The 7,193-nt window shown below is 38.7% G+C and carries 10 protein-coding genes and 1 pseudogene; 5 read left to right on the top strand and 6 right to left on the bottom strand.

Annotated elements, in window-relative coordinates; all coding sequences use genetic code 11:
- Positions 1–62 precede the first annotated feature (62 nt).
- The 3 genes from RH85_RS02210 to RH85_RS02200 all read right to left on the bottom strand — a co-directional run bounded on the left by RH85_RS02210 (position 63) and on the right by RH85_RS02200 (position 1,477).
- Positions 63–353, bottom strand: a complete 291-nt coding sequence (locus tag RH85_RS02210; RefSeq protein ID WP_006710549.1) for a helix-turn-helix domain-containing protein — start codon at positions 351–353, stop codon at positions 63–65.
- A 561-nt stretch (positions 354–914) separates the two neighbouring features.
- A complete protein-coding gene (locus RH85_RS02205; protein ID WP_006710548.1) occupies positions 915–1,217 on the bottom strand; it encodes a type II toxin-antitoxin system RelE/ParE family toxin in 303 nt (100 codons plus the stop codon).
- Complete coding sequence (locus RH85_RS02200) at positions 1,217–1,477, bottom strand: type II toxin-antitoxin system Phd/YefM family antitoxin (RefSeq protein WP_006710547.1); 261 nt, start codon at positions 1,475–1,477, stop codon at positions 1,217–1,219. Before RH85_RS02200 ends, RH85_RS02205 begins: the two co-directional genes overlap by 1 nt.
- A 250-nt stretch (positions 1,478–1,727) precedes the next feature.
- On the opposite strand from RH85_RS02200, the gene RH85_RS02195 reads away from it, so the two are divergent.
- Together RH85_RS02195 and RH85_RS02190 are read left to right on the top strand one after the other, a co-directional pair.
- Positions 1,728–2,159, top strand: coding sequence for a regulatory protein RecX (locus RH85_RS02195; RefSeq protein ID WP_006710546.1), 432 nt, complete (start codon positions 1,728–1,730; stop codon positions 2,157–2,159).
- A gap of 420 nt (positions 2,160–2,579) precedes the next feature.
- On the top strand, positions 2,580–3,131 hold the full coding sequence (locus RH85_RS02190; RefSeq protein WP_006710545.1) for a hypothetical protein: 552 nt from the start codon (positions 2,580–2,582) through the stop codon (positions 3,129–3,131).
- A 134-nt stretch (positions 3,132–3,265) separates the two neighbouring features.
- Here the strand turns inward: RH85_RS02190 and RH85_RS02185 are convergent, their stop codons facing one another.
- Together RH85_RS02185 and RH85_RS02180 are read right to left on the bottom strand one after the other, a co-directional pair.
- Positions 3,266–3,907: an AcfA family outer membrane beta-barrel protein gene (locus RH85_RS02185; RefSeq protein WP_006710544.1), complete on the bottom strand. Its 642-nt coding sequence runs from the start codon at positions 3,905–3,907 to the stop codon at positions 3,266–3,268.
- 75 nt (positions 3,908–3,982) lie between these two features.
- Positions 3,983–4,363, bottom strand: coding sequence for a NirD/YgiW/YdeI family stress tolerance protein (locus RH85_RS02180; RefSeq protein ID WP_006710543.1), 381 nt, complete (start codon positions 4,361–4,363; stop codon positions 3,983–3,985).
- Positions 4,364–4,542: 179 nt separating this feature from the next.
- Here RH85_RS02180 and RH85_RS02175 point away from each other — a divergent pair, with 179 nt between their 5' ends.
- A complete protein-coding gene (locus RH85_RS02175; protein ID WP_006710542.1) occupies positions 4,543–4,920 on the top strand; it encodes a NirD/YgiW/YdeI family stress tolerance protein in 378 nt (125 codons plus the stop codon).
- 75 nt (positions 4,921–4,995) lie between these two features.
- Here RH85_RS02175 and RH85_RS02170 read toward each other — a convergent pair whose 3' ends face one another.
- The gene (locus RH85_RS02170; protein WP_006710541.1) at positions 4,996–5,634 is read right to left on the bottom strand and encodes a recombinase family protein; all 639 of its coding nucleotides are present in this window, start codon (positions 5,632–5,634) and stop codon (positions 4,996–4,998) included.
- 346 nt (positions 5,635–5,980) lie between these two features.
- On the opposite strand from RH85_RS02170, the pseudogene RH85_RS23595 reads away from it, so the two are divergent.
- Both RH85_RS23595 and RH85_RS02160 read left to right on the top strand, forming a co-directional pair.
- A pseudogene (locus RH85_RS23595) lies at positions 5,981–6,484 on the top strand (IS1 family transposase).
- Positions 6,462–7,193: hypothetical protein (locus RH85_RS02160; RefSeq protein WP_138956434.1), on the top strand; the 732-nt coding region annotated here is incomplete at its 3' end. The pseudogene RH85_RS23595 and the gene RH85_RS02160, both read left to right, overlap by 23 nt.

The following is a 7,193-nucleotide window of genomic DNA, read 5'->3' as shown; positions in this document are numbered from 1 at the left end:
ACATTTGGGACAAAGCTTATTGGTTTTTCGTACATAACTGTTTTCTGACACAGATTCTTATTTTAGACGGGCACTGATTCAATATTTTTCAACTTGAACTTATCTTGCTTACAGCGAAAGTGGCCACGGCTAATGCCAAGCATTTTGGCCGCTTTAGTTTGATTGCCATTGGTGTGCTTTGTTGCAGCAATAAACAGTTCTTCAGTAACAAGTGGAATGACCCAGGATAGATCTGGATACGCCGTCATATCAGACCATGTTGGCTCTAATTCGTGTCGAATTAATTTCTTAATCAGTTGTCTATCAGTAATAGCGCTTGGATGAACAATCATAAGTATTGGAGCTAAGTGCATTTGTAGCAGTATTATCCTGTCATTGCAGATTTTGTCTAGTATTGGCTAACATGATCCCGGTGTTAGTTACTTCCTAATGTATCCGCATGAGGTTGTTGGTGGTATGGAATTTCGCTTAGAGCAGTGGCTAAAAGAGCATAAGAAAATAACCGTCTCGCAAGAAACGATGCGACGAAGAACGCATGAACAAAGACCAGAGATTGCACTTACGACCAAACGGCGCAGTACAAAGTAGTTTCTTAAAACTGGCTTCGAACGTCAAAGTGATATGGTAGATTGTGATCTTTTAAGTAGCGCGTCAATTAGGCTGCCCACTCATGCTCAATGACAAGAGCGGGCGACCTTCACGGATGTAGCAAGATTCCTGTCCCTAATTCCAAAAAAGTCGCCCTAAATCAAGCATCTGCACTATATCGGAATTAAGTATATGATTGTTAGTTTTGTGCAAAAACTTTTCATCAACTATGCCTGTTAACCGGAATAGATTAATGGTCACGAGTGACTTATTGAACGGACAGCGAGTCTTGAACAAGGCTCATTTCCCCCTGCCCCATTGATAAATTAAGACAATCGTTTGAAATGTTTCGTCGGTGACATATTTCGTCCCAGTATAGCGGCAACAACAATATGATCTGGCTTTCTTATATAATAGATAACATGATTTTTAAGCGGAAACCGACGATAATTATGACCAAGGTTAGGAATATCCACCCCAATCAGCTCATTTTTCGCCAATAGAGACATGGATTGCTTTAACTCATTAAAATAACTGGCCCATTGTGTTCCCCCCCAATGCTCGAGAGTATAACGACGAATATTAATCAGATCAGACTGCGCCGAAGAAGAAAGTTTATACACTCCCATTAATCAAACTTACCTTGATCTAATTGCTCCATAAAGGCGTCACCATCAACCAGATGCCCAGTAATGATGTCTCTTTCTGCTTGTTCGAATCGAGCTTTTACCATCATTAGCTTTAGTGCTTCAAGTTGTTCATATTCATCACATGACATAATAACTGCCACAGGGGAGCCATTCTTGCAGATTTGAACCGGTTCACGCTGAACCTTCATTAACAAATCACCAAATTTTGTTTTCGCATTATTCGCGGTCAATGTTTGCATAACAATATCCTTTTCGTTCATAGTAAACGAATCGAACGATTTAATCAAAATGGGAAACAAACTCAAAACACACTTTGCGCAACCTAGTACATATGTCATTTAGATATATCTATATGTCATATTTTGTGTTGACATTTTTCACAAGTTTACGTGCACTTAAATCAAACTGTTTTTATTTACAGTATTGAAAAGTTTTAAGATTGTGGATATTTAGTAATCTCTTTTTAAGAATATAGGCGCTGGTTAATTTATGTCTCAAGAACAGTTATATGATCTTGCTGTAGCTTTGTTGGCTAAACGAGATTATTCATCCGGCGAACTGCGTCGTTACCTAGCTCGTGAGCAAGAAAGTGAAATTGTAGAGTTGGTAATGGAGCGGTTACTATCGCATCACTATCTTGACGATGAGCGTCTGGCTGAAAAGGAAGTGTCTAAACAACTAGCTAAAGGCCATGGCTTGTCTCGCATTCGTCAAGAGTTGAGACAGAAGGGGCTTGATTCTTTAGTCATTGAGCAAGTTCTGGAGGATACGGATGTTGATTGGTTTGAACTTTGCCTCAAAGCGAAAGAGAAAAAATTTGGTGATCGTCTCCCTCAAGAGCAGAATGAAAAAGATAAAATGATTCGTTATCTGCAATACAGAGGCCATTCGTTATCTATAATATTAGAGTGCATAAGTTGATTTTTTTGATAGCACACATTGTGCTGGAACTGGTTGAAGTGATGCTAAACACCACTTCAAGTTCCGTGTATTTGGATTCTTCTTCGTGACCTCATCGCCCGATGGGGAGGCGAGTAGTCGCCAGCAGACCTTTAGCGCTAAATTACGGATAAAATACGTAAAAATCACGTACACTAATCTTGACTCGCATATCATTATTGCACTAATATCTATTTAAACGATGCAGCAGACATTGTTCAGATTGAATGGTTCTAGCCTGATATTTGAATGATGACATCGCGTAACCTAATTGATTATCTTTATCTTGAGGGTCGGGGCAGTGTCCGGTAATGACGTTCTGAATTGGACTTATCTGATAAGTTCACGAGGCTCCCTAGATGGAGCCTTTGTTATTTTTGGGGTAAGGAAAAACCGACATAAATGGCGAAAAAGCAATTATTCAATCTTCCTGATCGTGCTGTCCAGCAGTGGAAATCGTTCAAAGTTGATGAGCAGGAATTTGACTTATCCCACCTAGACGCTCTTAAAATTACATTTACTCATCCAAAACGTGACGAGAGCTATACCCTATTTTTCACCTTATCGCACCATACGTTTACTCGAAGTATTCGCCGCGGCGAAGAAGTGGCAAAAGAACAGCTGTATCCATACCAACCAGACTTGCGTGTTTTCGATGAGACTCGATATATGCTATCCCTCCACCTACCACAAATTATCGAGACGTTACCAGATCAGTTCTGCTATCACGGAGGTTACACGCGTTACTGTAGTTGTATGTTGAAAGACGATGAAGGTAATGATGTTAACTACCAAGTAGTTTATCGCGTTTGGAAAGAGCGCGGTAAGATGCGCTTCCATGTTGAAAGTGCATATCCGTTAAATGTTCGACCAAGTAGACCAAAAAAGGTGGATTTTTGGGTCATCTGTCACAACCTTCTCCGCAATAAGCCGATGCCAGATCCAGGGGCTTAATTGGTGCTCATAGTTAGTTATAAACGAGCGCGATATTCGTTGTCGACATAGTGCCCAAGATGTTAAGTGATTGATTGTTAATAAAAAAGGCTTGGTCATTATGCCAAGCCCTTTGATGGTTATGTCACTATTTTTTAAAAGTAGTAGGTTGAACCTATGTTGAATGATGCCGTGTTAGCAAAGCTATCAAACTGATATTTTACATTCGCACCTAGTGTCAATTGAGGGTATACCTCATATTCCGTTCCCACTGAAATTAATCCGCCGATCTCATTAGACGAGCTTGAATAACTATCTTTAGGTGTGATTTTCTCAACATCGGTGAACTCATTCTCTTCTTCAAGATAGTGTGAGCCACTTACATCATATTGGGTGTAAGTTAAGCCCGCTTTAAATTTTGCTTTCCATTTAGACGTTAGTTCATGGGTATATACAGGCGCCAGACTGAATTGCTTAGCTTTTACATGAGCTTCCCATTCTTCTTCTGTTTTTACGTGTGTGGCTGGGTCATATTTTACAAAGAGAGAGCGATCATCGTCTAAATCAAATTGGCTATAGCCTAATTCAATTGCCCAAGATGGTGTTAATGAATAGCCTACAAACCCACTTAGAATGCCATCTTCATTTGATGGGTCTAGTTTTACTGGGGATGAGGTGAAATTGCTTTGTGCGTCGTGGCTGGTTGAACCAAAACCGTATTCTAGGCCAATATAGGGCGCTGAAATAGCACTGAAGGAGGCGCTCACTAATACCGCTGCAAGTAATGTTTTTTTCATTTCAAAATTCTCATTGATTTATATTGCTTTATTATTGCTCACATTATGTGAAGCATTCGTGAAAATATTAATACTCTACAGAACTTTTATCGCGTCTACGTCTACCTTTACACCTGACATGTTTTTATCAATTTCACCCATAATTTGCACATTTGTTGTTGGTGTGGCTGATTGACCAAACCACTTGTCGTGGTCAATTTCTACTGTTACTTCACCTGTTGAGTCGGCAAACAGATACATTTCTCCTCCAAGTGAAGATTTGATTCGGCCTGTCAATGTAACCGGCATATCGTCACTGAACATTCCCGAGTCAAGAACTTGCTTTACTGTTGAAATTCCTTGAGTTGGTCCTGAAAAACCAGACTGAGTCTGAGAGGTATTTCCGACGAAACCTTGTGCAAAAACACTGCTAGAAGCGACTAGTGCAAAAGTGGTTATTAAAAGTTTAGTTTTCATTGTGTTGTCTCTTTTTTTGATTAATACATCATCTTACTGCTTGTTGCTGAACTGAGAATGAACGTTTCGCAAAATCTATGTTATTACGACCAGAGTAATTATGAATAACTGGTTAATGTTGCGTTCAGGTTCGGTAGGGTATCTTTATCTCGTCTAATATCATGAGAGATAATAATTCGATGAAAACAAAATTACTTCTAACTCTTGCAGCCTTAACAACCTCTACTTCTATTTTTGCTCAAGGCTATTCTGGCGTTAATAATTCCGTTGTTGGCTTTCAAGGACCTAGCCAAGGGATTAAGTCAGTGCAACAAGTGCTTGATGCCGGACTTTTTAGTGACGATATGCCGGTTACATTGACTGGTTATCTTAAGGCGTCTTTAGGTGGAGAAATGTATTTATTTACTGACGGTACAAGCGATATATCAGTTGAGATTGATCATGACAAATGGTGGGGACAGGTTGCTAATCCTGAGACGAGAGTGCAGATCTTCGGTGAGATCGATAAGGATTTCATGGGAACAAAAATCGATGTCGAAGTTCTGAAAGTATTGTAGTTCTTTATAAAGCCAGAAGAATAGTATTCTTCTGGCTTTATGTATATAGGGTTAAGGCTTACGACAATAGCTTTTTTATTGTTCTACTGAACGTTCGTTCACTAGTTTCTTTGCTACACGAATGACTGTTCGAGTGGATACATTGGCTAACTTTGCTGTGTCGCTAATACTTAGTCTATTAATAACTCTGAGCTGGTATATTTTTTCATGTAACTCAAGATCTGCTTGCCTGCCGCGGTACTTTCCTTCTTCTCTCGCCTTCGTTATCCCTTCTGCTTGACGACGGCGGCGATCTTCATAATCTTTCCTCGCTATTGCTGCCAGCATATCCATCATCATACTGTTGATGGCTTTTATCATCGAGTTGGTAAATTCGTCTGTTATTTGTGGGGAGAATGCAATGTGACTAGTTGGTAAGTCTAAGCTGATCACTTTTAACTCTTTTTTAAGCAGCATTTCTTTTAACGTGAACCAACTTTTTTCATCTAGACGTGATAGCCGATCTATCTGCTCAATGATAATTGCATCCCCAATAGCGGCGTCATCAAGTAAACGCAAAAGTTCAGGTCTTTGTAGTGATGCGCCTGATTCGTTTTCTATATACCATCCAGCTATCCGAGAGCCTTTTTGCTGTACAAATTGTTGTAATGCAGTTTTGGCACGTCTTGCATTCTGATCGGAAGTTGATGCTCTTAAGTAACCAAAGATGTACATAGTTTCCTCAACGTGACGTTTAAGTAATGATCTTATAGTGTATGCCATATAGGTTATGACATTCATGTTTTTGTGTCAATTTGAGATGGTGATCTAGAGGTATATCTAAATGGCATGATGTGCTTAAAGCATTGACTAATTGAACATTCATTGAACGAGAGTTCTACCTTTGAATCAACTGATTTCAGTCACGACCAATGGATTTTGGTAACAACGATATTTTAGGATTATTCACGTAAGTTTAGCTTTTATATGTGGTATTTTTTATAAAATTAAGATTTTCGGTCATGACTCAAGTTGGTTGAAGTGTATTAATGTATCCTCCTGATTTCTGATGCTTTCAATCATGGCTACTATCCAAGCTCAATGTCGTTTCTGTAATAAAACGAGCCCGTCCGTAAACACTAAAAGGGGCATTCTGGCTTTCCTCGTTTCAGATGTATCGAGTGTCTAAAGAGTTTTCAACTTGATTACGTTTACGAAGCTCGAAATCCAAATGTAAAAGAAAAAATCGCCGCTGGCTTTGGTATGCTTGGGAGTCCCGCTATAAGCGCATCATTGCTCACGCATTTGGTCAACGTAATACGGATGCTCTGTGCTTATGACTTACTTTGCTAAAGCAGTTCGACATCAGTTTCTTTTTACAGACGACTTCAATGTTTACGCAAAAGAGTTACCAAGGGAAAAACATGTTGTGGGCAAGAGATTCACTCAACGGATTGAGCGAACCAATCTGATTTTGCGTTCCAGATTAAAACGTTTAGTACGTAGAACTATCGGTTTTTCGAAATCTGAAAAAATGCACGACAAGGTGATCGGAACATTCATTGAACGAGAATTCTATCCTTGAATCAACTGATTTGAATCACGACCAATTTTTTATAGGGGATTATATGCGGATTATTGATAAATTTAGAACTTATGTATTGCATCGTTCAAGTGCAGCGGAAAAGTTAAGCAAGTATGAACTTACTCTTAACCTTGTAAAGGTCAGGCAAGCGAAGAATGAAGATAAAATAAATAGACCTTGCATTGCTAAAAAGCCTGATACTAAATGTTTTAATTCGGAATCTGAAAAGAAATTTTATTTGGAAAAAATAAAGAAAAATCCACTTAATGTGATACAGCATAGTTTTGGTGACAAGATTGATTCCAATAGTGTGGAAAAAGTTAACTTAAGTGAAAACGATCTTTTGCATTCAATAGCTGATTTTTTGGATTTGTCTCCTGAAAATATTAAAGTTAATGATGGTGAATTATTATTTAAATGGGATGCTTTTGGAGAATGCAAGGAATCTAAGCTATATCCTTCTTACGCAGCATTACGACAGCTTACCAGTAAATTTAATTTGTCCTTTACTCAAGCGGATGAATTGTTAGAAGATCCTGTAATTAAATCTTTGATAGGGTCTTCAATTATAAAGCCAATGTACAAATTCCCAAGCGGTACTTTTTTCTCAGCTAACTTAGAAGGAGATTATATTAGACTATCAGCTAACCGGAGTGTCTTGGTTTCAAACCACATTAAAGATGGCATCGTTACAAAGCCTCTTGATACT

This window comes from Vibrio ichthyoenteri ATCC 700023 (assembly GCF_000222605.1).
In the GTDB taxonomy this organism is placed as follows: Bacteria; Pseudomonadota; Gammaproteobacteria; order Enterobacterales; family Vibrionaceae; genus Vibrio; species Vibrio ichthyoenteri.
This window is presented reverse-complemented; position numbering and strand designations above follow the sequence as displayed.

Bases quoted from the DNA above. Each gene is read 5' to 3' on its own strand.
- RH85_RS02210 (WP_006710549.1), bottom strand. From the start codon at position 353: ATGCACTTAGCTCCAATACTTATGATTGTTCATCCAAGCGCTATTACT.
- RH85_RS02205 (WP_006710548.1), bottom strand. From the start codon at position 1,217: ATGGGAGTGTATAAACTTTCTTCTTCGGCGCAGTCTGATCTGATTAAT.
- RH85_RS02200 (WP_006710547.1), bottom strand. From the start codon at position 1,477: ATGCAAACATTGACCGCGAATAATGCGAAAACAAAATTTGGTGATTTG.
- RH85_RS02195 (WP_006710546.1), top strand. From the start codon at position 1,728: ATGTCTCAAGAACAGTTATATGATCTTGCTGTAGCTTTGTTGGCTAAA.
- RH85_RS02190 (WP_006710545.1), top strand. From the start codon at position 2,580: ATGGCGAAAAAGCAATTATTCAATCTTCCTGATCGTGCTGTCCAGCAG.
- RH85_RS02185 (WP_006710544.1), bottom strand. From the start codon at position 3,907: ATGAAAAAAACATTACTTGCAGCGGTATTAGTGAGCGCCTCCTTCAGT.
- RH85_RS02180 (WP_006710543.1), bottom strand. From the start codon at position 4,363: ATGAAAACTAAACTTTTAATAACCACTTTTGCACTAGTCGCTTCTAGC.
- RH85_RS02175 (WP_006710542.1), top strand. From the start codon at position 4,543: ATGAAAACAAAATTACTTCTAACTCTTGCAGCCTTAACAACCTCTACT.
- RH85_RS02170 (WP_006710541.1), bottom strand. From the start codon at position 5,634: ATGTACATCTTTGGTTACTTAAGAGCATCAACTTCCGATCAGAATGCA.